Source organism: Nitrosospira multiformis, from assembly GCF_900111585.1.
Lineage (GTDB): Bacteria > Pseudomonadota > Gammaproteobacteria > Burkholderiales > Nitrosomonadaceae > Nitrosospira > Nitrosospira multiformis_B.
In genome coordinates this window covers 1-26956 of the sequence record NZ_FOHI01000014.1, presented here as the reverse complement: position 1 = coordinate 26956, position 26956 = coordinate 1, and the positions used below count along the sequence as shown (strand labels likewise).

At 54.1% G+C, this 26956-nt stretch carries 27 protein-coding genes; 12 read left to right on the top strand and 15 right to left on the bottom strand.

The window, feature by feature from the left end; translation table 11 throughout:
• Window positions 1-10 precede the first annotated feature (10 nt).
• From BMW46_RS14555 to BMW46_RS14525, 7 genes are all read right to left on the bottom strand, one after another.
• The gene (locus BMW46_RS14555; RefSeq protein ID WP_074709379.1) at window positions 11-520 is read right to left on the bottom strand and encodes a CinA family protein; all 510 of its coding nucleotides are present in this window, start codon (window positions 518-520) and stop codon (window positions 11-13) included.
• An 86-nt stretch (window positions 521-606) separates the two neighbouring features.
• Window positions 607-1239 carry a phosphatidylglycerophosphatase A family protein gene (locus BMW46_RS14550; protein WP_371113526.1) on the bottom strand — a complete coding sequence of 211 codons (633 nt, stop codon included), beginning with the start codon at window positions 1237-1239 and terminating at the stop codon, window positions 607-609.
• A complete protein-coding gene (gene thiL, locus BMW46_RS14545; RefSeq protein ID WP_074709378.1) occupies window positions 1220-2191 on the bottom strand; it encodes a thiamine-phosphate kinase in 972 nt (323 codons plus the stop codon). The genes BMW46_RS14550 and thiL overlap by 20 nt, the downstream gene beginning before the upstream one ends.
• Window positions 2192-2283: 92 nt before the next feature.
• Window positions 2284-2760, bottom strand: coding sequence for a transcription antitermination factor NusB (gene nusB, locus BMW46_RS14540; protein WP_074709377.1), 477 nt, complete (start codon window positions 2758-2760; stop codon window positions 2284-2286).
• A gap of 97 nt (window positions 2761-2857) precedes the next feature.
• Window positions 2858-3340: a 6,7-dimethyl-8-ribityllumazine synthase gene (gene ribH, locus BMW46_RS14535; protein ID WP_074709376.1), complete on the bottom strand. Its 483-nt coding sequence runs from the start codon at window positions 3338-3340 to the stop codon at window positions 2858-2860.
• Window positions 3341-3456: 116 nt separating this feature from the next.
• Complete coding sequence (ribBA, locus tag BMW46_RS14530; RefSeq protein WP_074709375.1) at window positions 3457-4590, bottom strand: bifunctional 3,4-dihydroxy-2-butanone-4-phosphate synthase/GTP cyclohydrolase II; 1134 nt, start codon at window positions 4588-4590, stop codon at window positions 3457-3459.
• 2 nt (window positions 4591-4592) lie between these two features.
• Window positions 4593-5210, bottom strand: coding sequence for a riboflavin synthase (locus tag BMW46_RS14525; protein ID WP_074709374.1), 618 nt, complete (start codon window positions 5208-5210; stop codon window positions 4593-4595).
• A gap of 201 nt (window positions 5211-5411) precedes the next feature.
• On the opposite strand from BMW46_RS14525, the gene BMW46_RS14520 reads away from it, so the two are divergent.
• Together BMW46_RS14520 and BMW46_RS14515 are read left to right on the top strand one after the other, a co-directional pair.
• On the top strand, window positions 5412-6677 hold the full coding sequence (locus tag BMW46_RS14520) for an ATP-binding protein (protein WP_074709373.1): 1266 nt from the start codon (window positions 5412-5414) through the stop codon (window positions 6675-6677).
• Window positions 6674-7237: a response regulator transcription factor gene (locus BMW46_RS14515; RefSeq protein ID WP_074709372.1), complete on the top strand. Its 564-nt coding sequence runs from the start codon at window positions 6674-6676 to the stop codon at window positions 7235-7237. Before BMW46_RS14520 ends, BMW46_RS14515 begins: the two co-directional genes overlap by 4 nt.
• A gap of 88 nt (window positions 7238-7325) precedes the next feature.
• Here the strand turns inward: BMW46_RS14515 and ribD are convergent, their stop codons facing one another.
• The 7 genes from ribD to dnaA form a co-directional block, all read right to left on the bottom strand.
• A complete protein-coding gene (gene ribD, locus BMW46_RS14510; RefSeq protein WP_074709371.1) occupies window positions 7326-8426 on the bottom strand; it encodes a bifunctional diaminohydroxyphosphoribosylaminopyrimidine deaminase/5-amino-6-(5-phosphoribosylamino)uracil reductase RibD in 1101 nt (366 codons plus the stop codon).
• A gap of 108 nt (window positions 8427-8534) precedes the next feature.
• The gene (nrdR, locus tag BMW46_RS14505) at window positions 8535-9014 is read right to left on the bottom strand and encodes a transcriptional regulator NrdR (RefSeq protein ID WP_074709370.1); all 480 of its coding nucleotides are present in this window, start codon (window positions 9012-9014) and stop codon (window positions 8535-8537) included.
• Window positions 9011-9172, bottom strand: a complete 162-nt coding sequence (locus BMW46_RS15500; RefSeq protein ID WP_177171110.1) for a hypothetical protein — start codon at window positions 9170-9172, stop codon at window positions 9011-9013. The genes nrdR and BMW46_RS15500 overlap by 4 nt, the downstream gene beginning before the upstream one ends.
• A complete protein-coding gene (gene glyA / locus BMW46_RS14500) occupies window positions 9144-10394 on the bottom strand; it encodes a serine hydroxymethyltransferase (RefSeq protein ID WP_074709369.1) in 1251 nt (416 codons plus the stop codon). The genes BMW46_RS15500 and glyA overlap by 29 nt, the downstream gene beginning before the upstream one ends.
• Window positions 10395-10537: 143 nt before the next feature.
• The gene (gene gyrB / locus BMW46_RS14495) at window positions 10538-12970 is read right to left on the bottom strand and encodes a DNA topoisomerase (ATP-hydrolyzing) subunit B (protein WP_074709395.1); all 2433 of its coding nucleotides are present in this window, start codon (window positions 12968-12970) and stop codon (window positions 10538-10540) included.
• Between the two features lie 329 nt (window positions 12971-13299).
• The gene (dnaN, locus tag BMW46_RS14490; protein ID WP_074709368.1) at window positions 13300-14409 is read right to left on the bottom strand and encodes a DNA polymerase III subunit beta; all 1110 of its coding nucleotides are present in this window, start codon (window positions 14407-14409) and stop codon (window positions 13300-13302) included.
• Window positions 14410-14628: 219 nt separating this feature from the next.
• Window positions 14629-16041: a chromosomal replication initiator protein DnaA gene (gene dnaA / locus BMW46_RS14485; RefSeq protein ID WP_074709367.1), complete on the bottom strand. Its 1413-nt coding sequence runs from the start codon at window positions 16039-16041 to the stop codon at window positions 14629-14631.
• Window positions 16042-16217: 176 nt separating this feature from the next.
• Here dnaA and rpmH point away from each other — a divergent pair, with 176 nt between their 5' ends.
• The 5 genes from rpmH (at window position 16218) to mnmE (ending at window position 20120) form a co-directional block, all read left to right on the top strand.
• Entirely contained in the window at window positions 16218-16355 is a 138-nt protein-coding gene (gene rpmH, locus BMW46_RS14480; protein ID WP_011382051.1) for a 50S ribosomal protein L34, read from the top strand.
• A gap of 21 nt (window positions 16356-16376) precedes the next feature.
• Window positions 16377-16724, top strand: a complete 348-nt coding sequence (gene rnpA, locus BMW46_RS14475) for a ribonuclease P protein component (protein ID WP_074709366.1) — start codon at window positions 16377-16379, stop codon at window positions 16722-16724.
• Window positions 16712-16936 (top strand): membrane protein insertion efficiency factor YidD, encoded by a 225-nt coding sequence (yidD, locus tag BMW46_RS14470; RefSeq protein WP_074709365.1) that lies wholly within the window; start codon window positions 16712-16714, stop codon window positions 16934-16936. Before rnpA ends, yidD begins: the two co-directional genes overlap by 13 nt.
• Window positions 16937-16987: 51 nt before the next feature.
• Window positions 16988-18688, top strand: coding sequence for a membrane protein insertase YidC (gene yidC, locus BMW46_RS14465; RefSeq protein WP_074709364.1), 1701 nt, complete (start codon window positions 16988-16990; stop codon window positions 18686-18688).
• A gap of 73 nt (window positions 18689-18761) precedes the next feature.
• A complete protein-coding gene (gene mnmE / locus BMW46_RS14460) occupies window positions 18762-20120 on the top strand; it encodes a tRNA uridine-5-carboxymethylaminomethyl(34) synthesis GTPase MnmE (protein WP_074709363.1) in 1359 nt (452 codons plus the stop codon).
• 33 nt (window positions 20121-20153) lie between these two features.
• Here mnmE and BMW46_RS14455 read toward each other — a convergent pair whose 3' ends face one another.
• Window positions 20154-20435: a hypothetical protein gene (locus tag BMW46_RS14455; protein WP_074709362.1), complete on the bottom strand. Its 282-nt coding sequence runs from the start codon at window positions 20433-20435 to the stop codon at window positions 20154-20156.
• Between the two features lie 865 nt (window positions 20436-21300).
• Here BMW46_RS14455 and BMW46_RS14450 point away from each other — a divergent pair.
• The 5 genes from BMW46_RS14450 to BMW46_RS14425 all read left to right on the top strand — a co-directional run bounded on the left by BMW46_RS14450 (window position 21301) and on the right by BMW46_RS14425 (window position 26804).
• Window positions 21301-21534: a hypothetical protein gene (locus BMW46_RS14450; protein WP_143121492.1), complete on the top strand. Its 234-nt coding sequence runs from the start codon at window positions 21301-21303 to the stop codon at window positions 21532-21534.
• 970 nt (window positions 21535-22504) lie between these two features.
• The gene (gene mnmG / locus BMW46_RS14440) at window positions 22505-24403 is read left to right on the top strand and encodes a tRNA uridine-5-carboxymethylaminomethyl(34) synthesis enzyme MnmG (RefSeq protein WP_074709394.1); all 1899 of its coding nucleotides are present in this window, start codon (window positions 22505-22507) and stop codon (window positions 24401-24403) included.
• Entirely contained in the window at window positions 24400-25050 is a 651-nt protein-coding gene (rsmG, locus tag BMW46_RS14435) for a 16S rRNA (guanine(527)-N(7))-methyltransferase RsmG (RefSeq protein ID WP_074709359.1), read from the top strand. The genes mnmG and rsmG overlap by 4 nt, the downstream gene beginning before the upstream one ends.
• 78 nt (window positions 25051-25128) lie before the next feature.
• The gene (locus BMW46_RS14430; protein ID WP_074709358.1) at window positions 25129-25941 is read left to right on the top strand and encodes a ParA family protein; all 813 of its coding nucleotides are present in this window, start codon (window positions 25129-25131) and stop codon (window positions 25939-25941) included.
• A gap of 26 nt (window positions 25942-25967) precedes the next feature.
• Window positions 25968-26804 (top strand): ParB/RepB/Spo0J family partition protein, encoded by an 837-nt coding sequence (locus BMW46_RS14425; RefSeq protein WP_074709393.1) that lies wholly within the window; start codon window positions 25968-25970, stop codon window positions 26802-26804.
• The last annotated feature ends 152 nt before the right edge of the window (window positions 26805-26956 follow it).

Below are 26956 nucleotides of genomic sequence, written 5' to 3'. Positions count from 1 at the left end.
CGACGGGGAGTTATGCGACGGCGGGCGGGATACTGTGTAGCAGATCGATCAGGCCTTGCAGCGCTCCCGACACGGATTGGCGCCTTATCTCCTCGCGGCTGCCGCTGAAATATCGCGTTTCGGCGAGCGCCATTCCCTCTTTCATTATCCAGGCAAAGCATACCATTCCGACTGGCTTTTCCTCGGTACCGCCCTCCGGTCCGGCAATACCGGTTACTGACACCGCCACTTGGGCATGGCTGCGTGCAATCGCACCTGCGGCCATTTCGGAGGCTGTCTGTTCCGATACCGAACCGTACTGCTCGAGGGTGGCGCTACTCACGCCCAGCATTTCCTGTTTCGAAGCCGTGGCATAGGTAATGAAGCCGCGCTCATACCAGCCGGAACTCCCGGCGACTGAAGTAATGACCTGTCCCAGCCACCCGCCTGTGCAGGATTCGGCCGTGACGAGCATCAATTCCTGCTGGGCCAGCGCTGTTCCAACCTGCATCGCCAGGTCCTGAAGCATCATATCATCCATGTCGGTTGCTCCTCCTGATATCCATTTCCCCGATACTTGCTGGAAAAATGCCCACATCTGCGGCGGCCCCTATTAGAGCATGTTGGCTAACCGGTCACATAAGCCTTCCAGAAGGCCAGACACAAAAGCGTGAAGAAAGCCGCCAGCAGGTCGTCGAACATCACACCGAATCCGCCACGCAGTTTTTTTTCGTAGTAACGGATAGGCGCCGGTTTGATTATATCGAACAAACGAAACAGCAGAAATGCGAATGCCTGCCACAGCAGGCCCTTGGGTGTAAAGAACAGCACCAGCAGGAAAGCAGTGACCTCGTCCCAGACGATACCGCCGTGGTCGGTATTCCTCAATGCCCGCCCTGTCACTTCGCAAGCCCAGATGCCGATACCGAACGCGGCACCAAGAAACAGGAGAAAACCGGGGGGATCGAAAATATATTCGAGTACCCAGAACAGGGGGAACGCGACCAGGGTACCGGCTGTGCCGGGTGCCACGGGACTCAATCCGGCCCCTCCGGCGAAGGCGATGAAATGTGCCACGCTGCCGCGAATGAATGTCTTGTCAGGTATCGGGCGTTCGATCCAGGGGGAAGACAGGAGCGGAAGAGCCTCTCGTCGGGCTTCATCCCCCTTGTCGATAGAAGGCGCAGGCGCGGATTCCACCTCGACAGGGTTGCGGTCAGGCGAATTATCGCTCGGGTTGTCAGACTTGGAAATGGTCATAGCCTTTGACCCTCGTGGTGACTGTTCTGCCTGCGGAATCGAGCACGACCAAGCCTGCTTCCTCCTCGATGCTGCCAATACGTGTTAACGGAATGCCTTCCTCGCGAGAAAGCAGTTCCACCTTTGTTCGCTCCGACTGCGGCACGGTAAAGCACAACTCATAATCGTCTCCCCCCGCAAGCAGGCATTCTATCGCAAGGGGGTGGGGAAAATGTTTCTCCATCGCCGCCGAACGAAGCATCTGATCGATTCTGACAACAGCCCCCACTCTTGAACACTCCAGAATGTGTCCGAGGTCTGCCAGCAGACCGTCTGAAATATCGATGGCGCTATGGGCAAGGCCGATCAGGCGCTGCCCCAACTCCACACGGGGAATGGGCATCTCAAGAGTGGCTATAATGGCTTCCACTTCGCCCGGTTCCAGCATGATCTTTTTTTTTCGGTAAGCAAGCGCGAGAGCGGCCTCTCCGAGGTAGCCCGAAACCCAGATATCATCCCCCGCCCTGGCACCGCTGCGGCGCAAGGCTTTTCCTTCCGGCACTTCACCGATGATCGTCACGCAGATATTCAGGGGACCGTTGGTGGTATCGCCCCCGATCAGATCAACCCGATGGACATGCGCAAGCGCAAAAAACCCGTCAGCAAACGCTCGCAGCCATGACTCATCCTTTTGTACTACTGATTCTGGCAGCGCCAGCGAAAGGGTTGCCCAACGGGGACGGGCGCCCATTGCCGCCATATCGGAAAGATTCACTGCCAGAGATTTGTGGCCGAGCTTGTACGGGTCCACATCTTCGAAAAAATGACGCCCGGAAACCAGCATGTCGCTCGAAATTGCCAGTTCCATCCCGGGTGCAGGCCTGATGAGCGCCGCATCGTCCCCTATACCCAACACCGTAGCGAGAGCAGAGCGGGTGAAAAAAGACCGGATGATGTCAAATTCCGACAGCACTTAATACAATACTTCGTCAACAAGATCAATTCATGCCGTCACTTCACGCCGGAAGCGGCGGAAATGATTGGACAGCTCCGACACGCACGCAGTCAAAGCTTCGCCCCGATTTCGACCGCTCTCAGCTTTACCGCCAATTTATCGAGCACGCCGTTGACATATTTATGGCCGTGCGTGCCGCCGTAGGCTTTGGCAAGTTCCACCGCTTCATTGATGACTGCCCGATACGGTATTTCCGGATGTCGCTCCAGCTCATAGGTACCGAGCAGTAATATCGAAATCTCCACCGGGCTGAGTTCGTTGAACGGGCGGTCGAGACAGGGCTGGATTTCCTTCTCGAGCTCAGGTGCTTCCGTCAACACACCATGGAGCAGGCGGGAGAAATATTCCTCGTCCGTTTTCGGGAACTCCTCCGTGTCCCGAAACTGCGCTTCGATGGTACCGGCGCTTCCACCCGCTACGCACCACTGATACAATCCCTGCAAAGCCAGTTCACGCGCCAGGCGCCGGCGGCTTTTTCGTGCAGTACCCCTTCCCTGTTTCTCCGCCCGTCTCTCCACTCGTTTCACTTCCCGCTTCCCACCTGATTCTGCATCGCGTTCTGCTTCTTTTCACCCGTCACATTCGCTGATTGCGGCTTACCCCGCCACCCATTGCTCGAGTATTTCATTGCTCCATTTCATCGAGCGTTCTTTGCAGGTTGGCCATCTCAATCGCTACCCGGGCCGCTTCGGCACCCTTCTGACTCATGCGCGCCAGGGCCTGGTCGTCGGTATCGGTCGTGAGTATGCCATTGGCGATGGGAATGCCCGTATCCAGCTGCACGGTAGCAACCCCGTTGGTGGATTGCTCGGAAACGACTTCGAAATGGTACGTCTCTCCGCGTATGACTGCGCCCAGAGCGATCAGCGCATCGAACTGGTCGGTCAAGGCCATCTTTTGCAACGCCAAAGGGATTTCAAGCGCCCCTGGAACCGAAACCAGGACGACATTCCCTGCGTCGACACCCTGTTTCATCAGTTCCTCCACGCATGCGCCCAGCAACCCCTCGCTTGCCTCGATATTAAAGCGGCTCATGACAATGCCAATGCTGAGATCTTCACCATTGAGATTGGGTTCGAGCTCAAGAATGTTTTCGTATCGTGCCATGTTCGCTCCTGTAACAAGATCTGAGTGCAAAGGTTGGAGAAACGTTCGATGTATCAGCCCGCCGCCTCTTATTCATTGGCGGATTGCAGACTTAAGTTGCGGGTTCAAAAAAATTATCAATGGACCGCCTGGCGACCTTCCGCCACCCGGTTTTTATCTTCCGGCTCCAGGTAGCCGGTGACTTCAAGTCCGAAGCCCGCCATGCTCGGCATTTTTCGGGGAACAGCCAGTAAGCGCATCTTCCTCACGTTGAGATCCTTGAGGATCTGCGCGCCAATACCATAATTGCGCAGGTCGGCCTTGGCGACCGGACGGTGCGGCAGCTTTGCCGGCAACACCCTTTCCATCAGCTCGGACCCGCTTTCCCTGCGATGAAGCAGTACGATAACGCCGCGTTCCGCGTCGCTGATGGTGCGCAGGGCCTCGTTCAGATTCCAGGAGTGGGTATCATCCTCCAGATCGAGAAGGTCCATGGCCGAAAGGGGCTCATGCACTCTTACCAGGGTTTCATCCTCGGGATCGATTGCCCCCTTTACCAACGCCAGGTGGACAGTATTGACGGTTTTGTCTAGGTAGGCAACGAGCTGGAATCTGCCGTGTGCAGTCTGGATGGGACGTTCTACAATGCGTTCTACCAGGCTTTCCGTACGGCTGCGATAATGGATGAGGTCGGCTATCGCGCCTATCTTAAGTTGATGCTTTGCCGCAAACTCGACCAAGTCGGAGAGGCGCGCCATGCTTCCGTCTTCATTCAGTATTTCGCAGATGACGGAGGCGGGGGTGAGTCCCGCCAGATGCGCCAGATCGCAACCGGCTTCCGTGTGGCCGGCGCGCACAAGCACGCCGCCGTTTTGCGCCATCAGTGGAAAAATATGCCCCGGTTGGACGAGGTCATCCGGTTTTGCGTCCCGATTCACGGCAACCTGTACCGTGCGTGCGCGGTCGGCAGCGGAAATGCCGGTGGTCACGCCGGTCGCAGCTTCGATGGAAACCGTGAAATTGGTGCCGAGCGGAGACCGATTAGCCGCCACCATCAGAGGCAGGTTGAGCTGGCGGCAGCGTTCCTCCATCAACGTCAGGCAGATCAGGCCGCGCCCGTATGTTGCCATGAAGTTGATGGCTGCCGGTGTAATGAAATCCGCCGCCAGAACCAGGTCTCCCTCGTTTTCGCGGTTTTCCTCATCGACGAGAATGACCATGCGACCGGTCTTGATGTCAGCAATGATTTCCTGAACTGAACTGATGATCATATCTAAATCGAGCTCTCGCTCCTGTGCTTGTCGTCCATTGCCAGTAGGCGCTCCACGTAACGTGCGAGCATATCCACTTCCACATTTACCCTGGCGCCCGCTTTCAATTCTTTCAGTGTCGTTTCAGCCAGCGTATGAGGGATGAGGTTGATCTCCAATTCGTTACGCTCTACCCGGTTGATCGTCAAACTCACGCCATTCACCGTGATTGAACCTTTTTTGGCAATATATTTCAGCAGCGAATCCGGCAACCGGATCGCAAGCAGGCAGCTTTCGCCCAGGGACTGAAACTTTGTCACCTCTCCAACTCCGTCGACATGGCCGCTGACGAGATGGCCGCCCAGCCTGTCCGACAGGCGCAGCGATTTTTCGAGATTAACCTTTCCGCCCGGTTTATCCAGTCCTTGCGTGCACTGCAATGTTTCGCGGGAGACGTCTACAGATAACAGATTGTCCGCCAGCGCGGTAACGGTGAGGCATACGCCATTTACCGCGATGCTGTCGCCGACTTTTGTCTCTCTCAGAGACAGCTTGCCTGGCGCAATGCGTAAGCTTAAGCCATTTTCCTGCGGACTGGCCGTTTTGATCTCGCCGACAGCTTCGACAATTCCTGTGAACATCGGGTCTTTCCTGCTTTCAAATATGCATATCGATATTGTTCCTTTTCCCTTTGCAGGTCCATGTGCAGGACCATGCGGCAATTTGCCGCATGGTCCTGCATGGCAATATACGCTAATGTTCGGGGATAATATAGCGAAGCCTTGGAGAAGCCCAGGGAAGTTCCCAAGACCTCCCCCGGCATGAGAGAATCCGCGACGAAAATGCTTGTAAATCCCGGCCAGCCCCCCCTCCGCAAGAATCTGCAACGTTTATTCCTGCTCAGGAATATCGTCATCGCGGCCCAGTGCCTGACCTTTGCGCTGGCTTACTGGGGGCTCGAGCTGGAATTGCCCTGGGCGGAAATGGTCGCGGTTGCGGTTTTGCTGGGGGTGGTGAACCTGGCGACCTGGATACGTCTCCATCGGAAATGGCCGGTTTCCAGCATGGAGTTCTTTGCACAACTCCTGGTGGACGTACTTGCTTTAAGCACGCTGCTTTATCTCAGCGGCGGCTCGACCAATCCGTTTATCTCGCTATACCTTCTGCCTCTGACTATTGCCGCGGCTGCGCTGCCATGGGCTTATACCTGGGTGATGGCTGCCATCACCATAAGTTGCTATACGCTGTTGCTGTTTTATTATGTGCCCCTGCCACATAACCATGAAGAACATGGCAGCGAATTCATCATGCATGTGTCCGGGATGTGGCTGGCCTTCGTCCTGAGCACGGTATTGATCGCGTGGTTCGTTGTCAAGATGGGCATATCGATCCGCGAACGCGACAAGGACCTGGCGTTGGCGCGTGAACAGGCATTGCGTAATGAGCAGATCATTGCGCTCGGAACGCTGGCGGCCGGGGCGGCGCATGAACTGGGCACGCCGCTGGCAACCATGGCGATAGTCACGGGGGAATTGCAGGACGAATATATCGACAATATCGAATTTCAAAGCAATATCAGAATTCTGCGGGATCAGATCGCGCACTGCAAGCGCACCCTGACGCAATTGCTGGCAGATGCGGGGCAGGCACGCGCGGAAGATGTCAGTGGCCAGACGGTCGATCTTTTTTTGCGCCAGGTTCTGGATAAATGGCAATTGATGCGGCCCTCCGCCCAGTTTACCTATCGGGGCAGCGGAGTGCAGCCGGCCCCCCAGATTCTGAACACACAATTGCTGAGCCAGTCCATTTTGAATCTGTTGAATAATGCGGCGGATGCATCCTTGAAACACATCGAGATAGAAGTTACCTGGAGTCATCAGGAACTGCATCTGCAGATACTCGATTATGGAGAAGGACTGAGAGGAGAGGCGGCCCAGCGCGCCGGCCAGCCCTTTTTCACCACCAAAACAAAAGGGCAGGGTTTCGGCATCGGCCTGTTTCTGGCAAATGCAAACATCGAACGGTTTGGCGGCAAGGTGCGCCTGACCAATCGTGAAGGCGGCGCCTGTACCCAAGTCATACTTCCTCTGATACAGCCATCGATATGACAACAACCTTACCCATGACAGAAGTGGATGATCGTCCCGCCTTGCTGGTTGTGGACGATGACCAGACCTTTTGTACGGTTCTTGCCAATGCAATGACCAAACGCGGATTCAACGTCACCTGCGCGCATAGCGTGGACCAGGCGCTGGAGCTTGCGGAGGCCTGCACGCCGGAGTATGCCGTTGTCGATCTCAGACTGCCCGGTCCTTCCGGATTATCCCTGGTCGAAAAGCTGAAAGCACTCGACCCCGGCACGCGTATCGTCATGCTGACGGGCTACGCCAGCATCGCCACCGCGGTCGAGGCCATCAAACTCGGCGCCACCCACTATCTCGCGAAACCGGTCGACGTTCATGAAATCATGGCGGCGTTCGAGCGCACGACCGGGGATGCAGATGTGCAAATCAGCGCCCACCCCCTGTCCGTCGGGCGGCTCGAGTGGGAGTACATTCAGCGCGTACTCAACGAGAACAAAGGGAACGTTTCTGTAACGGCGCGCGTCCTCAACATGCACCGGCGCACATTGCAGCGCAAGCTCACCAAGTATCCGACGAAAACATGAGGGGAGCCTTTCATTCTGGCCGGTGCTGAGTAAGTGTGTGCTTACTTAACCGGAAAGATTCAGAAAGAAATAAAAGAATCGATCCAAATTATGTAGCCATCCTGTCAGCGACACGGGCAATAATGCGGATATCCTGTCCCACAGCGCGTACATCGTGAATCTTGAGGATGCGCTTGTCTTCCAAATTCGAGAGTTCCGGTAATTTGAGCATGTCCCTCGCCGCATCTCCGATCAGACAGGGGGCAAGATAAATGACGAACTCATCCACCAGGTCCGCCTGGATAAGCCCACCATTCAAGCCACGCCCCGCCTCCACCAGCACTTCGTTTATTTCGAGATCCGCAAGCCGCTGCATCATTGCAGCCAGATCCACGTTGCCAGCGCTATCCGGCAACAGAATGACGTGCACACCCACGTCACGTAACGCGACAATTTTGCCTTCACTGGCGGCAGCGGTAAAAATCAGCTCGCCTGCGCCACGCAGCAATCCCGCATCCAGGGGTATATCCAGTCCCCTGTCCACCACGACCGGCATGGGTTGCCTGGAGGTATGGATATGGCGCACCGAGAGCTGCGGGTCATCGGCCAACACCGTACCAATGCCGGTCATTACGGCGCAGGAACGGGCGCGCCAGCGGTGCCCGTCACGGCGTGCCGCTTCACTCGTGATCCATTGACTGGACCCGTTGTTGAGCGCCGTCTTGCCATCAAGACTTGCCGCGATCTTGGCCCTGACCCAGGGACGACCGCGGGTCATGCGCGAGACAAATCCGATATTCAAAGCTTTCGCTTCCGCTTCCATCAAGCCGGTTTGCACTTCTATCCCCGCCTCTTCCAGGAGGGCGCAGCCTCGACCGGACACGAGGGGATTCGGATCCTGCATGGCTGCAATGACTTTCGCGACACCCGCCTGAACCAAGGTATCGGCGCAGGGTGGAGTGCGACCATGGTGACTGCACGGCTCCAGTGTGAGATAGGCGATCGCGCCGCGTGCCGCCGCCCCGGCCGCAGCCAGTGCATTTATTTCCGCATGCGCCTCGCCTGCGCGTTCGTGCCAGCCGGTACCCACCACCTGTCCATCGCGTACCAGCACGCAGCCCACTCGAGGGTTCGGGCTTGTACTATAAAGCCCTTTTTCTGCAAGCCGCAGCGCCTGGGCCATGAAGCGGTAATCGGGTGGCGAGAACATTGGAAACTCCATTGTTCAAAGGCGAAGCTGGAAATTCGGTGTGCAACTCAAGAGCAGACGCGTCGCTTGCCGGGATTTGCCGGAAAAACGGAAGGTAAAACGTGTGAATCAGGCTTTGTCCGGTTCTTTCCTGCTATCTGATCCTTGCAGTTCCCGGATTGCATCGTCGAAATCGGCAGCACCCTGAAAACTTCGATAAACAGAAGCAAAGCGAATGTACGCGACCTTGTCCAGTTTATAGAGTTCTCCCATCACCATCTCGCCAATCTTGTGCGAAGCGATCTCCCGTTCACCCAAGCTTAGCAGCTTCTGGACGACGCGATTCATTGCCGCTTCCACATCCTCTGCCGAAACCGGACGCTTGTGCAATGCGCGTACGAAACCGGTACGCAATTTTTCGCGGTCGAACTCGGCGCGATTGCCATCCTGCTTTACGACCTGCGGCAAACGCAATTCCACAGTTTCATAGGTAGTGAAACGTTTATCACAGTTGGGGCAGCGCCGGCGGCGGCGTATCCTGTCGCCTTCCTCGCTCACCCTGGAGTCGATCACGCTCGTATCAGGCGTATGGCAGAAAGGACACTTCATGCGTCAACCTGGAACCGGTCGACTAGCTTCAACCCCGGAACCGCAGCAAATTGATCCAGGTGAAGATCGACCAGATCGACTATGCCGAGACATGGAAGCGACGTCAGGATGCGCCGCTCCATTGCGCGATCACCCTTGGTAAACTGGAAATTTTGCACATAGCGCTTTTGCCTGGCGTGCAACCTCCGTCAGCACCGAGGAATCTGTCGGGGCTTCCAGGACATCAGCTATCAGATGGGCCAGTTGTTCGGATTCAATTTCGGTAAACCCGCGGGTGGTGATGGCAGGAGAGCCGATACGAATCCCGCTGGTGACGAATGGTTTCTGCGGGTCGTTGGGAATCGCATTTTTGTTGACGGTGATATGCGCCAGTTCCAGCGATTCGGCGGCCTGCTTGCCGGTAATATACTTGGGGCGGAGGTCCACCAGAAACATGTGGCAATCGGTGCGCCCCGAGACGATGCGCAATCCGCGCTCCTGCAACACTTTCGCCATTACGCGCGCATTGTCGATTACCTGTTCCTGGTAGTCCTTGAACTCCTGGCTGGCGGCTTCCTTGAATGCCACTGCCTTGGCAGCAATGACATGCATCAAAGGCCCCCCCTGGGTTTGCGGGAAAATAGCGGAATTGAGGGCTTTTTCATGCTCGGCCCTGGCCATGATGATCCCGCCCCGCGGGCCGCGCAGCGTCTTGTGGGTCGTGCTCGTGACGAAATCGGCGATGCCGACGGGATTGGGATAGTATCCTGCCGCAACCAATCCCGCATAATGCGCCATATCCACGAACAGATAGGCCCCTATATCATCGGCAATCTTGCGGAAGCGCTTCCAGTCTATCACCAGCGAATAAGCCGAAGCACCTGCCACGATCAGCTTGGGCTTATGTTCGTGCGCCAAGCGCGCAACCTCGTCATAGTCAAGCTCTTCTGTATCAGAACGAAGCCCATAGGAAACGGCATTGAAAATTTTGCCGCTGAGATTGACCGAAGCGCCATGTGTCAGATGCCCGCCATGCGCAAGCGACATCCCCAGCAGAGTATCTCCCGGCTTCAAGGCAGTCAGATAGACCGCGGCGTTGGCCTGTGAGCCGGAATGCGGCTGGACGTTGACATATTCCGCGTCGAACAGCGCCTTTACCCGGTCGATTGCCAGCTGCTCCACGACATCCACATACTCGCAGCCACCGTAGTAGCGCTTGCCGGGATAACCCTCCGCATACTTGTTAGTCAGCACCGAGCCCTGCGCCTGCATCACCGCAGGACTCGCATAATTTTCCGAAGCGATCAGCTCAATATATTCTTCCTGGCGCTGCATCTCGCCTTTGATGGCCTGCCAGAGATCAGGGTCTACGCTTTCGAGGGTATTGTGTGAGGACAACATGTTGTTTTAAAACCTGTGAATAATTTTTATTGGAAAATTGCGAGTTTACCATCTCAAGATGCCGGATTGCGTCAAGACGCCAGCTATATACGAAGTAGCAGTGTCATCTTCACGTATTGGTTTCGAGGCAATTGACGCATCAGTTAAACATCAAGATTCCTCACTCCCAACGCATTGTTCTCGATGAACGCGCGCCGAGGTTCCACGATATCGCCCATCAGGGTGGTGAAAATTTCATCCGCGGCGATGCTGTCCTCGATCTGGGCGCGCAGCAGAAGGCGAACCTTCGGGTCCATGGTCGTTTCCCAGAGTTGAGCCGGATTCATCTCGCCCAGGCCTTTGTAACGCTGGGTGCCGATGCCTTTTTTGACTTCCTCCAGCAGCCAGTCGAGTGCTTGCTTGAAGTCGCTCACTGCCTGTTTCTTCTCGCCGCGTTGCACATAAGCTGCCGGCCCGATTAGGCCATCGAGCACCTCGGCGGTTTGCCTGATTTGCGCGTAGTCACCGCTTTGCAGAAAATCCTGGTCGATATAGCTGTTGCGAACGTTGCCGTGATGCATGCGAGAGATTTTCAGCCGATACTCTTCCGTGGCGAGGTCGTACTTGGGTACGATGGTGATATTTGCTGCATTGACCTGTGCCGCCAGACGAACCGCGCTTTCGGTTGCGAGCCCCTCATTACTTAGATCGATATCGGAATGGCGTAACAACGCATGCATGACTTCGCTATCGATCAGCGAACTCATGCGTTCGATCACCGCTTCCGCCAGCAGATATTCGTTCGCGATGTTTTCCAGCGTCTCTCCAGTCAGCGGCGATTTACCCTCTCCCGTATGCAGTTCCGCCTCCGTCAACGCCAGACCCAGCAGGTATTGCTTGAGCTCGTGATCGTCCTTGACGTAGCGTTCCTGCTTGCCGTGCTTGATCTTGTACAGCGGCGGCTGGGCAATAAAGATATGGCCGCGCTCGATCAATTCCGGCATTTGCCGGTAAAAGAAAGTAAGCAGCAAGGTGCGGATATGTGAGCCATCCACGTCGGCATCAGTCATGATGATGATGCGGTGATAGCGCAATTTGTCCGGGTTATACTCGTCCTTGCCGATACCGGTGCCAAGCGCCGTGATAAGGGATGCAATTTCCTGCGAGGAAATCAGCTTGTCAAAACGGGCTTTTTCCACATTGAGGATTTTTCCTTTCAACGGCATGATGGCCTGGAACTTGCGGTCGCGTCCCTGCTTGGCCGAGCCGCCGGCGGAATCGCCCTCCACCAGATAAAGCTCGGACAGAGCCGGATCTTTCTCCTGGCAATCCGCCAGCTTTCCGGGTAACCCCATGCCATCCAGCACACCTTTGCGCCGGGTCAATTCCCGCGCCTTGCGCGCTGCCTCGCGAGCTCTGGCCGCTTCGATGATCTTGCCGCAGATGATTTTTGCATCGACCGGATGCTCCATGAGGAATTCCGCCAATTTGAGCGATACGACTTCTTCCACTACCGGCCTCACTTCCGACGATACGAGCTTTTCCTTGGTTTGGGATGAAAACTTGGGTTCGAACAGCTTCACTGACAAAATACATGACAAACCCTCGCGCATGTCATCGCCCGAAGTTTCGATTTTGGCTTTTTTTGCGAGATCGCTTTTTTCGATGTAATTGTTCAGGGTGCGCGTCATGGCAGCGCGCAGACCCGTGAGATGAGTACCGCCATCCTTTTGCGGAATATTGTTTGTAAAGCACAGCACCTGCTCGGTATAGCTGTCATTCCACTGCATCGAGACTTCCACTACGATGCGGTCTTTTTCTCCCGCTGCATAGAAAATATTGGGATGAAGCACCGACTTGGTGCGATTGACATACTCGACAAAACTCTTGACCCCACCCACAAAGGCAAATGTTTCCTCCTTGGCGTTGCGCTGGTCTATGAGATGGATTTTGACACCATTGTTGAGAAAGGAAAGTTCCCGCAGCCGCTTGGCAAATATGTCGTAGTGGTATTCGATATCTCCGAATATTTCCTTGCTCGCCAGAAAATGTACTTCGGTTCCTCGCCGTTCAGTCTTTCCGGTCGCGGCCAGCGGCGCCACCGGCACGCCCATGCGAAACTCGATCTGATGGATCTTTCCATCCCGACGGATGGAAAGGCGCAACCATTCCGACAGGGCATTCACGACCGAGACGCCAACGCCGTGCAAGCCGCCTGATACCTTGTATGAATCGGAGTCGAACTTACCTCCGGCGTGGAGTTCGGTCATGACGATTTCAGCAGCGGAACGCTTGAGCTCGTCATCCTGCTTTATTCCGGTCGGAATGCCGCGACCATTGTCCTGCACGCTAACCGAGTTGTCGGGGTGGATGATGACTGAAATCTCATCACAATAGCCGGCCAGCGCCTCGTCAATCGCATTATCCAATACCTCGAACACCATATGATGCAGACCGGTGCCATCGCTGGTATCGCCAATGTACATACCGGGACGCTTGCGCACCGCATCGAGCCCTTTCAGAATCTTGATGCTGTCCGAGCCATAGTCGGTGGAGCTTTTGCTTTTTTGCTGCCGGGAACGCTCTTTTTCGTTCATTGCTGTATCTTCAGTTGTTTCAGTTATTTGAAACGGAATATCCAATCGCTTCCACACTGATGGATTCGCAATAAAGTAATTGCGAATCCTGCTGACTGCTATCGGGAAACATCTAGAGCAAACGCTACGGAGAGCCGGTTTTCACTCACCTGTGGGATCAGGGCAGGAGGCCACTCAGGGAAGGCTCAAGGAAACTCAACAAAGATCGTAGCTGAGTCTGCAATACACGAAAGATGCCGTGCAGTAATCAATAAATTATACCATAACCGCATCGACGGACACTTTTGCAGCTTCACAGCTGCAAAAGTGTGAAATGATTGATATTTACATCATATGCGCATGGGCATGACCACATATTTGAAGCTGTCGTTACCCGGAATGGTGATCAACGCACTGCTGTTGGCGTCCCCAAATGCGCACGTTACTGTCTCACTGTCCGCATTGTTCAGCACATCGAGCAGATAAGTAATGTTGAAGCCGATGTCGAGCCCTTCTCCATTGTATTGAAGTTCCAGCTCTTCCTGCGCTTCTTCCTGTTCGCTGTTATTGCAGACAATCCGGAGATTGTCGGGGGTGAGGATGAGACGGACTCCGCGAAATTTTTCATTGGACAGGATGGCAGCGCGTTGCAGTGTCTGGAGTAGCAACAGACGGTTTATATCGAATTGTTTCTGGTAACCGGTGGGGATGACGCGGTTATAGTCCGGAAATTTTCCATCGACCACTTTGGATACTAGAACGACATTGGAGAAGGTAAAACGCACCTGGTTCTGAAGTACTTCTATGGTTACCGGCTCCTCGGTTTCATTCAATAACCGGGATAATTCGAGCACCACCTTGCGAGGAAGAATGACCTCTTTTCTTTCCAACGATGTCTCGAGCATCATCAGGGCAAACGCCAACCGATGGCCATCGGTTGCCACCACCTTCAGTTGATTGTTTTCCAGCAATAACAGCAAGCCGTTCAGGTAGTAGCGAATGTCCTGGTGAGCCATGGCATATTGGACCATCGACAGGAGATGCTTCAGTTCCTTCTGCTGTACCTTGACTGTTCCCTGCGTTTCATTACTTTCAGGAAATTTTGGAAAATCTTCAGCAGGAAGTGTCTGCAGATTGAAACGACTTTTTCCCGCCTTGGCCTGAAGCCGACTATCGCTGGTTTCCAGCGTCACTCGCATCTTCTCGGGTAGTGCACGTAATATATCCTGAAGCTTTTTTGCAGCAACCGTTACGGAGTATTCCTCATCTGCTTTGCCACCATCCGTGGTGGAGGTAGTAATCTGGATTTCAAGATCAGTTGCAATAAATGAAATATTTTCCTGCTTGCGTTCAATAAGTACGTTGGAAAGGATAGGTAAGGTATGACGTCGCTCGACAATACCGGTAACCGTCTGCAAAGGCTTGAGCAATGTATCCCTGTCAGCTTCTATCAGTTTCATTTTCTAATTGTAAAGCTAATAATAGTTAATAAGAAATGGCGAAATCCGGTAAAAGTAGGGAAATTCGCCTGATATCAGCATATTAGGCTATTTTGTATTTCTGTATCAATAAGGTATGGACTGTGGATAGTTTGTGAGCAGAATTAAAGTCTGAATAGAAGTGGTGAGTTATCCCCAATTCATCCTGATGTTAACCTCAGTTTGTTATTCAGTTTGTAATTAGCCGCGGAGAATATGCAACAAGGTATTGAAGTCACGGTTGACGGCAGGATCGGAAGCACGCAATTCGGCAATCTTTCGATACCCATGCAATACTGTGGTATGGTCCCGACCCCCGAAAGCTTCCCCGATATCGGGTAGGCTCAGAGGGGTGAGTTCCTTGGAGATGGCCATGGCCATCTGGCGTGGGCGGGCAACAACACGAGACCGCTTTTTGGAGTACATTTCGGCGACCTTGATCTTGTAGTAGTCCGCCACTGTCTTTTGAATGTTTTCAATGGAGATTTGACGGTTCTGTACCGCCAGTAGATCTTTCAATGCTTCCCGCGCCAAATCAAGAGTCAGTGCGTGACCGGTAAAGCGTGAGTAAGCAACCACTCTTTTCAAAGCGCCCTCCAGTTCGCGCACATTGGAGCGAATGTGTTTTGCGATGAAAAAAGCGACGCTTTCATCCAGGATGATATCTTCCATCAATGCTTTCTTCAGGAGAATCGCGACGCGCATTTCCAGTTCAGGAGGTTCCACCGCTACTGTCAAGCCCCATCCGAAACGCGAAATCAACCGTTCTTCCATGCCGGCGATTTCCTTCGGGTAAGAGTCGCAGGTGATGATGACTTGCTTATGCGCTTCGATCAGGGCGTTGAAGGCATAGAAAAACTCTTCCTGCGTACGGTTTTTTCCGCCAAAAAACTGGATATCGTCGATCAGCAACAGGTCCAGCGAATGATAGTAGCGCTTGAATTCATCGAATGCCTTATGTTGGTAAGCCCTTACTACGTCTGAAACGTATTGCTCCGAGTGAATATAGCGAACCTTGGCAGCTGGATTGTGCTCCACCACGAAATTGCCGATCGCTTGAATCAGATGGGTTTTTCCCAATCCTACCCCCCCATAGATGAAGAAGGGGTTATAAGCAACGCCGGGACGTTCCGCAACCTGAATAGCCCCGGCACGTGCCAGCTGGTTTGCCTTTCCTGTGACGAAAGTGTTGAAGGTGAAAGAGGGATTCAGTCTGGTTGGATTTTTTTCCTGTTTTTCCTTCGTATCCTTTGGCGGCTTTTGCGCTGATTCTGTCGGAGCATCGAACACCGCGGTAATCGAATGGGAGGCCATTCCACTATTCCCGCTAGTCGAAAGGGATGCGCTGGCCGGAACTTGTCCGGCTAGCTCCAACTGCAACTGAACCGGGCGCGCGAAGTGGTTTTCCGCCATCTGCGTGATGCCGCTCAAAAAGTTGTCCTTTACCCATTGGAGGACAAAACGGTTGGGTGCGATCAGCGTGAGGGCAGGCTCAGGCGAGTCGTCCGACAGTTTCAGGCGCAGTGGTTTGATCCAGGTATTGAATTGCTGCGCGCTCAGTTCATTTTCAAAATATTCGAGACAGGCAAGCCAAAAGGTATCTGGTGCAAGCATGATATTAATGACTCGTTGGGGAAGAAACGGAAGTTGCGAGCGAGGTGAGCGGAATATTCTAGACCGTTCTTCACAGCTTATCCACAGGGAGAGCAAAAAATATCGGTTGACACAGGTCGTCGTAAAGAGTTGTAATGTCGAGTTTTTATTTATCATTATCAGGCACAGGGGAAATAATGAAACGCACTTACCAACCATCCGTGACGCGCAGAAAGCGGACCCACGGTTTCCGGGTCCGCATGAAAACCGCGGGTGGAGCGGCGGTAATCCGGGCTCGGCGCGCCAAAGGACGAGTTCGCCTCGGAGTGCAGTAACGTACGCAATCCGGGGACTCTATTATTCGTTTTCCTAAAACTCATCGCCTGCATAAGGCAGAAGAATTTTCCTCGGTCATCCGGTTCAGGTGTTCCACAGGCGGTGAATTGCTTCAGGTTTTCGCTAAACCCAACGGTTTATTGCATTCCAGATTGGGATTAATAGTGGCAGGTAAAATTGAACGACTTGCCGTAAACCGGAACCGGGTGAAACGGGTGTTGCGGGAAGTGTTTCGTGCACGCCAGGAGGATATGGCGGGCCTTGATCTGGTGATGCGTCTGCGTTGCCGTGCCAGCGATCGCAGTCCAGTGCAGTTGGCGGACGAAGCACGGCGTCTCATGATTCAATTGCAGCAATGTCGCGAATGATTATTGCGTTTATCAGGCTCTATCAATACTGCCTGAGCCCTTTCCTTGGACCCTCATGCCGGTTCAGTCCGTCTTGTTCGCATTACGCCTGTGAAGCGCTTGCCCGGCATGGGGCGACGCGAGGACTTGTTCTGAGCGTCTGGAGGATAATGCGATGCAATCCCTGGAGCAGGGGGGGATATGACCCCGTTCCTGCGAAACCCCTCCGTTGAATGTTTCTAGACGGTTTTTATCTGTCGTAAAAAAATAACTCGCAGAGCAAGATGGATACACAAAGATTCGTACTCTTCCTGATTTTTGCCACATCGCTGTTATTCCTGTGGGATGCGTGGCAGAAAGAACAATATCCTGCAACCCAGGCGCCGACAACGGCAGGGCAGGGCACAGAAATGCAGGCGGATGCAGGTACCGCCGAGACTCCGGTGCCAGGAGATCAGCTTGCTTCATCAGTACCGCAAAGGGGCCCGACCGCGGAAAACGGCGCTCCTGTCAGGGCAGCGGGCAAGCTGGAATCCGGGGACAAAATCACGATCAAGACCGACATGGTGCTGGCGGAAATCGACACCGCGGGTGGCGATATTCGGCGTCTCGAGTTGCTGCATCAGCCTTCCAAGGAGGATAAAAACAAGCCTTTCGCATTACTGGAAAGCGATCCTGAGCGCATCTACGTAGCGCAATCCGGATTGATCGGTGAAGGTTTACCGACCCACAAGACGCGTTTTACGGCGGAACCGGGCACATACGAGCTGGCAGCCGGGCAGGATAAAATCCAGATACGGTTGAGCGCGCCGGAGGCCGACGGCGTACAGGTGACTAAAATCTATACGTTTCATCGCGGGAGCTATCTCGTCGATGTCAGTTTCGAGGTCGCCAATCAACGGAACGCAGCCATCCAGCCGTTTTCCTACTTTCAGATGCTGCGCGACAGCCAGCCTCCCGTGGGTTCGTTCTTCATGGTCCCGACCTATACCGGGGCGGCGCTTTATACCGAAGAGGAAAAATTCAAGAAGATCGAGTTTTCCGCGCTGGACAAGGGCAATGCCAGCTATCCCAAGAATGCGGACAACGGCTGGATTGCCATGCTGCAGCAGTACTTCCTGGCCGCCTGGCTGCCCAAGGACAAGCTGCCGCGCGAATATTACGCGAAACGTCTTGGAGAAAACGAATATACCGCCGGTGTAATCGTACCGGTAGGTCAGATAGAACCCGGCAGTAGCGCCACCGTCACTGTCCCGCTCTATGCCGGACCGGAAGAGCAAAGCAAGCTTGCGTCGATCGCGCCGGGTCTCGATCTCGTTGTGGATTACGGCTGGCTGACGGTGATCGGCGCGCCATTGTTCTGGCTGTTGTCGTTATTTCATTCCTGGACTGGAAACTGGGGAGTGGCAATCATTCTCCTCACCATGTCGGTCAAGCTTGCATTCTTTCCCCTGTCGGCGGCAGGCTACCGCTCGATGGCGAAGTTGCGTTTAGTGACGCCCAAGCTCCAGCGTTTGCGGGAACAACACGGGAATGACCGGCAGCGCATGCACCAGGCCATGATGGATTTTTATAAAACGGAAAAAATCAACCCGATGGGAGGCTGTTTGCCCATCCTGGTGCAGATTCCGGTATTCATTTCGTTGTACTGGGTACTGCTCTCGAGCGTGGAATTGCGTTACGCGTCTTTTGCGTTGTGGATAGAGGATCTTTCCGCACCGGATCCCTATTATGTGCTGCCGGTGATCATGGGCATTTCCATGTTCCTGCAACAGCGGCTCAGCCCCCCGGCGACCGATCCCATTCAGGCGAGAGTGATGCAGATCATGCCTTTGGCATTCAGTGTTTTCTTTTTCTTCTTTCCCGCGGGTCTGGTGCTGTATTCCCTGGTAAACAACGTGCTTTCCATCGCGCAGCAGTGGCAGATCACGCGCATGATCGAAGGTTCGGTCGCAAATACGAGCAAGCAGAAGAAAGCAAATTAGTGATCAGGGGATTTGTCGGACACGACTCCCCTCCCTTCCCGTCTTCATAAACGGGGTTGGCATCGAACTCAGGATGACTCGTTCTGATGTAATTGCCGCGATTGCAACGCCCCCAGGCCGGGGAGGTATCGGGGTGGTGCGTGTTTCCGGCAGAAATCTGCAATCGCTTGCTCTCAAGATCGTAGGCTGTGTGCCGGAACCCCGGCGCGCCAGCCTTACCCGATTTCGTGACGAAAATGGTCGCGTTATCGATCAGGGAATAGCCCTCTACTTTCCCGCTCCCCAGTCCTATACCGGAGAAGAGGTTCTGGAACTGCAAGGACATGGCGGCCCTGCAGTCATGAACCTGCTGCTGGCGAGTTGTCTCTCCGCTGGCGCGCGACTGGCGCAACCAGGGGAGTTTACCCTGCGTGCATTCCTGAATGACAAGCTTGATCTGGCGCAGGCTGAAAGCGTGGCGGACCTTATTGACGCCAGTACCGAGGAAGCTGCCCGCTGCGCCATCCGTTCCCTTCAAGGTGAATTTTCCAACGCCATTCATGTTTTGGTGCAAGCGCTTACTGACCTGCGAATGCTTGTGGAGGCTTCACTTGATTTTTCGGAAGAAGAAATTGAGTTCATTTCTGGAAGGGAGCTGGAAGTCAGATTGGAGCACCTCCGGCACCAGCTTGAACAGGTGCTCAGCTCGGCCCGGCAAGGTAGCCTGTTGCGGGAAGGAATATGGATTGCTTTGGTCGGGCAGCCGAATGTTGGAAAATCCAGCCTCCTGAATCGTCTCGCGGGAGAAGAAGTTGCTATCGTTACAGAAATCCCGGGCACGACACGGGACGTTATCCACCAGGTTATAGAGATTGAAGGTGTGCCCTTGCACCTTCTGGATACCGCTGGTTTGCGGGAGACAGAGGATGTGATCGAAAAAATGGGTATGGCACGGACGCGCTCCACGATCGATAGAGCAAGTATCGTCCTGCTGCTTGTGGATAGTCGAGTGGGAATAACGCCAGAAGATCGGGCCATACTCGCCTCGCTTCCCCCGGGTTTGCGGCTCATTGTCGTCCATAACAAAACCGATCTGCTGGAATCGGAACCGAATTCCACCCTCTCCATCGCCCCAGCCACCACAGATATCTGGGTTTCCGCTAAAACGGGTGAGGGAATCGGGTTACTGCAACAAAGACTGCTGGAAATGATAGGGTGGCAGCCATCAGCAGGAGAAGGAGCCTTTATGGCCCGCCAACGTCATCTTTCTGCATTGACAGCTGCCCAGACACATCTCGAAGCTGCTTGTGCGCTGGCGACCAGCATGGATCAGGTCGAGCTTTTTGCTGAGGAACTGCGGCTTGCCCAGCTGGCTTTATCATCGATTACCGGTGAATTCAGCGCGGACGACCTGCTGGGTGAAATTTTTTCCCGCTTCTGCATAGGGAAGTAGCAGAACCTCTCGTGCCTGGAAATCTCCTCCCGATCAAGTTTCAGGCTGACTCTCACTTGCCTTGTTCTCGCCGCGGTTATCGTCGCTGGACATCATGTTGCGTGCCTCGGCGCGCAGTCCTTTCGCCCGGTTGGCCAAATCACGTGACTTTGCATCGATGCGCTTACGGGTTTTTACGCCAGCGCTGTATATCTTGTCTTTTGCCAATGCACGGCGGCGTCTTCCTTTAGCAGGATCAAGGAGAAACATGGTGAGCGCGCCGAGAGCGAGCCCGCTGAATAACCAGTTTGCCCTGCCAGTCGAGTGTAAATTCATCTTCGCCTCCTTCTCATCAGATTTTCTGCATTATCGAACTTGATTAGCTGTGTAGAGTGCAATCGATCCTGTGCAGCAGATAGTTCCAGTTCAAGCACGGCCTATACCGTGCGGCCTTTTTATCGAAGCCAGAAGTGGAGCGCTCCGTAGCGGTGGATAATTTCATGGTAGTACAGATTTTTCAAAAGTACAGGCAACAATGCTCTTGGGAACAAGCTCTAAAGAAATAAGGAGAAATACAGCAGGAGCAAATGTTCGCTCAAGTTGCCGGTACTCCAATTCGAGAAGGATTATCTACAGACGAGAAGCGATTTACCTCGAGATGCTATGAATGACTGTCATCGGCCAAGGGTATCAGCATGGTAGGGTTTGGAGGTGTTGCTGGTGTGGTTGCGCAAGCACGCGATTCGGTTGTTAAGTCACCGAACTCTCTAATCCATATGGTACCTGTGAGTCGCTATACGACCATCCGGATATTCCGTACGATGGAAATGGACCGATGGATGCACCTAAACCCTGGGGGATCTGTTTTTCAGACCCGCTCCAGGGAAATGGTTGCCCGAATGGTAGATGTTACCGCAGAAATAATTGAGTTCTATCGATGAAGAAGTCTGGAGCGATGATTTTGGCGGCGGAGAGGTGAGCAGCAATTGGGCAGCAATGGGGGTGCGTGGGTGGGGCGGCAAGTAGAGGCCGCGTTTCTTGTATCTAGGTCGTGAAGATACGAACGCGCAATGCGTCGCATCACGTTGTTGAACAATCGTGACCGCATCTGATAACGGTCTGAGTTTAGGTATCAGATTACTGCCTGGAGAAACGGCAGCACGACTGGATGAGTATCCTGAGCGATGCAAAAGGATCATTCGTGAGTGTTTCACTGCTTGGTTCACACAGCTCTGTCGAGTTCGTCCTGGCCTTCCATGCATCGGAGATCCGATGCATGGAAGCAACAGGACTTGTTTGGTCGATAGATCCCGTCTACTGCATCGCTTCGATACTGGTAAGCGAGGGTGAGTACAGCTTCGGACTGTCCCGGAAGTATAACCTGACCCCAGGGGAGAGCGAGGCACTCATAGTTACCCCCATTCGCTCGGATTAAAGGAAATTTTCGTCGGTTGCACAAAAAAGCGGCAAGCGTAGAAGCTCTGTAATCGATTATTTTGGATGAGTTAAGGCATGGGTATAGGCTGGAACCAGATCTCGATGGAGAGCCTGGAGAGGCCACAGCAATTGAACAAGAAGTTGAGTGGCTAGTGCAGATCGAAACAGGTTCAATTTTAAGCGGGGTAAGGCAATCTACCAAGACCATTAACGTTTCTACCGCTGTATGTGTTTCGCAGCGAGCAGCTGCCGGTATTGTATTTGCACCCTTACCGGATCGACGCTGCTGGTTAAAGCGGCAGCGGGGACTGATCACAGCGCGCATCATCCTGCACGGCGATTCCAACACTCGCCGCCAGAAGATGCTCAATTAGTGGGAAGATCCTCTGTCATCTTCCTCAATCGTTTCGGCACTCGGTTATTAGGTGTAATTCCCTTGCCTTTCGAATTCTCCCTGCCGCTTCCCATTAGCTTTTGTTTCACGTGAAACAAAGAGACCGGCGTTTCTTCACCGCCAGACCTCTCCATGATTCTTATCCATTGTTGTATGTGTTCGGTTGCAAGCAGCTGCTGGTATTGTATTTACACCTTCCTGGATCGACGTTGCCGGACAGGCATCGGCGATTCAAGGGTTAAAGCGGCGGCGGTGCAAGGGTCACAGGTGCATCATTCTGTGGAGCGATTTCGCCTCCCGCCAGAAGATGCTCAATTAGCGGGAGAGCCCTCTATTACCTTCCTCAATCATTTCGGTACTCCGTTATTGGTTATAATCCCCTTGCCTTTCGACTTTCCCCTGGGGGTTTCCCATTAGCTTTTGTTTCACGTGAAACAGTTTTGTTTTGTTGTTTCACGTGAAACAAAGAGAGCGGAGTTTCTTTACCGCAAGACCTCTCCATGATTCTTACATGGCTCCACGTTTTGCCGTAAAATGGGCGCCACTCTCAATTCATTTTTGCCCGATTGCTTCCATGACTGTTCCTGAAATATTCGATGTAATAGTGATAGGCGGTGGCCATGCCGGTACCGAAGCGGCGCTCGCTGCCGCTCGCATGGGGCAAAAGACACTATTGCTATCACACAACATCGAAACGCTGGGGCAGATGTCATGCAACCCTTCCATAGGCGGGATTGGCAAAGGGCATTTGGTGAAGGAAATCGATGCCCTCGGAGGCGTGATGGCGGAGGCGGCGGATGAGGCGGGCATACAGTTTCGCATCCTCAACTCGCGCAAAGGACCTGCGGTACGCGCAACACGCGCCCAGGCTGATCGGGTTCTCTACCGCCAAGCGATCCGGCGGCGGTTGGAAAATCAGCCGAATCTCTGGCTGTTTCAGCAAGGGGTGGACGATCTGGTGGTTGAAGGAGAGCGGGTGGTGGGAGTTGACACACAGCTTGGCATCCGCTTTAATGCGCGTGCTGTAATTCTTACCGCCGGAACCTTTCTGGCAGGCCTGGCTCATGTAGGCTCGGCAAATTTTCAAGCCGGACGGGCCGGGGACCTCCCATCCAACAGTCTTGCCGGCCGCCTGCGCGAATTGAAGCTCCCTGTCGGGCGGTTGAAAACTGGGACCCCACCCCGGATAGATGGCCGTACCATCGATTATTCCGCTGTTACCGCTCAACCCGGCGACGCACCTGTGCCCGTTTTTTCCTTTATGGGCAATGCTGCTTCCCACCCGAAGCAGGTATCTTGCTGGATCACGCATACCAACAGCCAGACGCACGACATTATTCGCGGCGGCCTGGATCGCTCCCCTCTATTCTCCGGTGCGATCGAGGGTATCGGACCTCGTTATTGTCCCTCTATCGAGGACAAGGTCGTGCGCTTTTCCACCAAGGAATCGCATCAGATTTTTCTCGAACCGGAGGGTCTCACGACCCACGAGGTGTACCCCAACGGAATCTCCACGAGCCTCCCCTTCGATATGCAGGTGAAACTGGTACGCTCGATCAAAGGATTGGAAAACGCCCATATCACCCGACCCGGTTATGCGATCGAATATGATTATTTTGATCCGCGTGCCCTGAAAAGCTCGCTTGAAACCAGGATGATCGAAGGCTTGTTTTTTGCGGGACAGATCAATGGCACCACGGGTTATGAAGAGGCCGCGGCGCAGGGGTTGCTTGCGGGAATCAACGCTGCACTAAAAACGCAGGATAGGGAACCATGGTGTCCGCGCCGGGATGAAGCCTATTTGGGTGTCCTGGTGGATGATCTCATTACCCGAGGTGTTACTGAACCCTATCGCATGTTCACTAGCCGCGCGGAATACCGGTTGCAATTGCGGGAGGATAACGCCGATCTCCGTCTGACGGAAGCCGGGCGCAGGCTAGGGGTGGTGGATGACGCGCGCTGGGTGGCGTTCGATACCAAACAAGAGGCTATTGCTCAAGAGCAAAACCGGCTGAAGACCACGTGGCTCAGCCCGAAGAACCTTTCCGAAACCGATGCATTACGTGTCATCGGGAAAAACATCGAGCATGAGTGCTCTCTGCATGACTTGCTGCGCCGGCCCAATGTGTCGTACGCGGAACTCATGACACTGCCCGGCGCAGGCGAACCTGTTCCCGATCTCGCAGCGGCGGAGCAGGTCGAAATCCAGGCGAAGTATCAGGGATACATCGAGCGCCAGAAAGATGAAGTAGCACGGAATGCTTATTATGAAGACATTCGCCTGCCACAGGACCTGGATTATAAAACCGTGCGCGGACTTTCGAATGAAGTCCAGCAGAAACTTAATCAGTTCAAGCCTGAAACGGCAGGTCAGGCATCCCGCATTTCCGGAATCACGCCCGCAGCAATTTCGCTATTGCTGGTCCATGTCAAGCGCGGTTTTTCCGGCGCGAATACGAAGAAAAGCGCATGAATCCGGCTACGCAACTTGCTGAGGGAATCGCAGCACTGGGTCTGTCTATTACCGAATCAAATCAGGCGCGCCTCCTGCAATATCTGGCGCTCATCCAGAAATGGAACCGGGTGCACAACCTGACGGCAGTGCGTGAACCGGAAGCGATGCTCGCACTGCATGTGCTGGACAGTCTGGCTGTTCTGCCGCACATTGACGGACCCCGCGTTGCTGATGTGGGCAGCGGCGCCGGCCTTCCTGGAATCCCCGTGGCGTTGGCCCGTCCGGAGTGGCGCGTGATGCTGGTGGAAAGCAACCACAAAAAAGCAGCGTTCCTGCAGCAGGCGCGGATTGAATTGGAGCTTGAAAATGTGGAGGTCATCGGCGAGCGCATGGAAAGCGTCGGTTCGAACAACGGCTTTAATACCGTTATTTCGCGCGCTTTTTCCGATCTGGCGGACTTCGTCAAGCTCGCGGGACATTTGTGTGCCCAAGGGGGGGAGCAAGGGACTGACTGTGGGCGATTGGTGGCAATGAAAGGTGTATATCCCCACGAAGAAATTGCGCAGTTACCCGAGACATTCATTGTCGACAAAATATTGTTGCTAACGATTCCCGATCTGAGGGCGAAGCGTCATCTGGTTGTGCTCAAGCGTGCCGGACGGTAAAGTAAGATTCCTTGGCTTTTCGCCAAGTGTTTCACCTCGTATTGATCGGCTTCCAGTATCTCGGTTCTAGGAGTGGCAATGGCGAAAATTCTGGCAGTAACCAATCAAAAAGGTGGGGTAGGGAAAACGACTACCAGCGTCAATTTGGCGGCAAGCCTTGAAGCTGTGCAGCGGCGGGTGCTGTTGATAGACCTTGATCCGCAGGGTAACGCCACGATGGGCAGCGGTGTAGACAAGGGCGGGTTGGAGCACACGGTTTATCAGGTTCTGCTGGGAAGCATGGGGGTGGTGGACGTAAGAGTGTCCTCCCCCAGTGGCAAATATGATCTACTCCCCGCCAATCGCGAGCTTGCCGGGGCGGAAATAGAGTTGATTGATTTACCGGGGCGGGAAACACGCCTGCGGGAAGCCTTGCGGGAAGTCGAGCGGGAATACGATTTTATTCTTATCGATTGTCCACCTGCGCTCAATCTGCTCACGCTGAATGGTTTGTGCGCAGCCGAGGCTGTGGTGATCCCCATGCAGTGCGAGTACTACGCCCTCGAAGGATTGAGCGATCTCGTCAACACCATTAAGAAAGTACGCGCTCACTTCAATTCCAAGCTGGAGATCGAGGGATTGTTGCGTACCATGTTCGATCCACGCAATATTCTGGCACAACAGGTTTCCGATCAGTTGCAGCAGTACTTTGGAGACCGGGTCTACCGTACGGTAATTCCTCGTAATGTGCGATTAGCCGAGGCGCCCAGCTTTGGTATTCCCGCGCTGTACCATGACAGGTTATCCAAAGGTACGCAGGCTTACCTGGCGCTGGCGGGTGAAATATCGGCCCGATACTTTCCGGAGAGCGCCACGCCGGACCAGCAGTATCAACAGACACTTGAAGCCTAGAAGACATGAAGCCGGACGAAAGAAAAATGAAAGTAAGAGGATTGGGGAGAGGGCTGGATGCGTTGCTGGCGGGCAGCGGCGATAACGCTGTCTCGGAGGAGACGCTTCAGAGTATCAAAGTCTCGCTGCTGCAGCCGGGGAAATACCAGCCGCGTACGCGCATGGATAAGGAATCGCTGGGGGAACTGGCGGAATCCATCAAGGCCCAGGGGGTGATGCAGCCAGTACTCGTACGGCCAGTCGGTGGTGGAAAGTACGAAATTATCGCCGGCGAGCGCCGCTGGCGTGCAGCGCAACTGGCGGGATTGGGTGAGGTGCCCGCCCTGATCCGCGAGGTTCCGGATGAGGCTGCGCTGGCGATGTCACTGATCGAGAACATTCAACGCGAAAATCTCAACCCTCTGGAAGAAGCCTTGGGAATCCAGAGGCTCATCAGGGAATTCGGCATGACGCACCAGGCTGCCAGCGAAGCTTTGGGAAGTTCGCGCAGCGCGATTTCCAATCTCCTGAGATTGCTTAATCTGGCTGCTCCTGTCCAGGAACTGCTGATGCAGGGAAAGATCGACATGGGACACGCTCGCGCATTGCTATCACTCGCTGCGGCCAAGCAGATAGAGACGGCAAATCTTGTAGTACATAAAGGGCTTTCAGTACGTGAAACAGAAAAGCTGGTATATCAGATCGAACATCCGGTGGTAAAACATCACCCCCAGCGCGACCGCGATTTACTACGGTTACAGGAGAATTTCTCGGCAAAACTCGGAGCGCAGGTCGTGATAACCCCAGGGAAAAAGGGTAAAGGAACCATACTGATTCATTACGAAACCCTGGAACAACTGGATGGAATATTGTCACGGTGGTAATCCACCGCTTCCAGAATAATCCAGAGCCTTTGGCGAAGTAAACACTCACTTCTACATCTCTGACAAACTGCTTGACTTAAGTGTATGGCGGGGAGTAGTCTTTACGGGCTTATGGGTATGTAAAGTACTGGTAGTGGCAATATAGGTGGTAC

Bases quoted from the DNA above. Each gene is read 5' to 3' on its own strand.
- BMW46_RS14555 (WP_074709379.1), bottom strand. From the start codon at position 520: ATGGATGATATGATGCTTCAGGACCTGGCGATGCAGGTTGGAACAGCG.
- BMW46_RS14550 (WP_371113526.1), bottom strand. From the start codon at position 1,239: ATGACCATTTCCAAGTCTGACAACCCGAGCGATAATTCGCCTGACCGC.
- ribH (WP_074709376.1), bottom strand. From the start codon at position 3,340: ATGGCACGATACGAAAACATTCTTGAGCTCGAACCCAATCTCAATGGT.
- ribBA (WP_074709375.1), bottom strand. From the start codon at position 4,590: ATGATCATCAGTTCAGTTCAGGAAATCATTGCTGACATCAAGACCGGT.
- BMW46_RS14525 (WP_074709374.1), bottom strand. From the start codon at position 5,210: ATGTTCACAGGAATTGTCGAAGCTGTCGGCGAGATCAAAACGGCCAGT.
- BMW46_RS14520 (WP_074709373.1), top strand. From the start codon at position 5,412: ATGCTTGTAAATCCCGGCCAGCCCCCCCTCCGCAAGAATCTGCAACGT.
- BMW46_RS14515 (WP_074709372.1), top strand. From the start codon at position 6,674: ATGACAACAACCTTACCCATGACAGAAGTGGATGATCGTCCCGCCTTG.
- ribD (WP_074709371.1), bottom strand. From the start codon at position 8,426: ATGTTCTCGCCACCCGATTACCGCTTCATGGCCCAGGCGCTGCGGCTT.
- nrdR (WP_074709370.1), bottom strand. From the start codon at position 9,014: ATGAAGTGTCCTTTCTGCCATACGCCTGATACGAGCGTGATCGACTCC.
- glyA (WP_074709369.1), bottom strand. From the start codon at position 10,394: ATGTTGTCCTCACACAATACCCTCGAAAGCGTAGACCCTGATCTCTGG.
- gyrB (WP_074709395.1), bottom strand. From the start codon at position 12,970: ATGAACGAAAAAGAGCGTTCCCGGCAGCAAAAAAGCAAAAGCTCCACC.
- dnaN (WP_074709368.1), bottom strand. From the start codon at position 14,409: ATGAAACTGATAGAAGCTGACAGGGATACATTGCTCAAGCCTTTGCAG.
- dnaA (WP_074709367.1), bottom strand. From the start codon at position 16,041: ATGCTTGCACCAGATACCTTTTGGCTTGCCTGTCTCGAATATTTTGAA.
- rpmH (WP_011382051.1), top strand. From the start codon at position 16,218: ATGAAACGCACTTACCAACCATCCGTGACGCGCAGAAAGCGGACCCAC.
- yidD (WP_074709365.1), top strand. From the start codon at position 16,712: ATGTCGCGAATGATTATTGCGTTTATCAGGCTCTATCAATACTGCCTG.
- yidC (WP_074709364.1), top strand. From the start codon at position 16,988: ATGGATACACAAAGATTCGTACTCTTCCTGATTTTTGCCACATCGCTG.
- mnmE (WP_074709363.1), top strand. From the start codon at position 18,762: ATGACTCGTTCTGATGTAATTGCCGCGATTGCAACGCCCCCAGGCCGG.
- BMW46_RS14455 (WP_074709362.1), bottom strand. From the start codon at position 20,435: ATGAATTTACACTCGACTGGCAGGGCAAACTGGTTATTCAGCGGGCTC.
- mnmG (WP_074709394.1), top strand. From the start codon at position 22,505: ATGACTGTTCCTGAAATATTCGATGTAATAGTGATAGGCGGTGGCCAT.
- rsmG (WP_074709359.1), top strand. From the start codon at position 24,400: ATGAATCCGGCTACGCAACTTGCTGAGGGAATCGCAGCACTGGGTCTG.
- BMW46_RS14430 (WP_074709358.1), top strand. From the start codon at position 25,129: ATGGCGAAAATTCTGGCAGTAACCAATCAAAAAGGTGGGGTAGGGAAA.
- BMW46_RS14425 (WP_074709393.1), top strand. From the start codon at position 25,968: ATGAAAGTAAGAGGATTGGGGAGAGGGCTGGATGCGTTGCTGGCGGGC.